The 476-nt window shown below is 70.0% G+C and carries 1 protein-coding gene; it reads left to right on the top strand.

What is annotated here, in order from left to right; genetic code table 11:
• Positions 1 to 28: 28 nt before the first annotated feature.
• On the top strand, positions 29 to 476 hold a 448-nt coding region (locus tag E1295_RS48365; protein WP_484214013.1), incomplete at its 3' end, for a CurL C-terminal domain-containing protein.

The following is a 476-nucleotide window of genomic DNA, read 5'->3' on the forward strand; positions in this document are numbered from 1 at the left end:
CGCTCACGTGATCATCGAGCAGGGTCCGGTGGTGGAGCCGGAGCCGGAGCCGGTGGAGCAGGCGCCGGTGGTGCCGTTGCTGGTGTCGGCGAAGGATGAGCGGGCGTTGGGGGCGCAGGCCGGTCGGTTGGCGTCGTGGCTGGAGTCGGAGCCGTCGGTGGCGGTGTCGGATGCGGCGTGGTCGCTGGCGACGGGCCGGGCGGTGCTGGAGCAGCGCGCGGTGGTCGTGGGTGCTGATCGGGACGAACTGGTGGCAGGCCTGCGGGCGCTGGCCGAGGAGGACGCGTCCGGAGCGATTTCCGGAGGTGGTTCCGGTGGGAAGCTGGCGTTGCTGTTCGCCGGTCAGGGCAGTCAGCGGGTCGGCATGGGGGCGTCTCTTGTTGAGGTGTTCCCGGTGTTCGCCGAGGCGTTGGATGAGATCTGTGCCCGGTTCGAGCCGTTGTTGCCGCATCCGTTGCGTGAGGTGATGTTCAGCG

Origin of the sequence: Nonomuraea mesophila, assembly GCF_004352805.1 — a bacterium.
In the GTDB taxonomy this organism is placed as follows: domain Bacteria; phylum Actinomycetota; class Actinomycetes; order Streptosporangiales; family Streptosporangiaceae; genus Nonomuraea; species Nonomuraea longispora.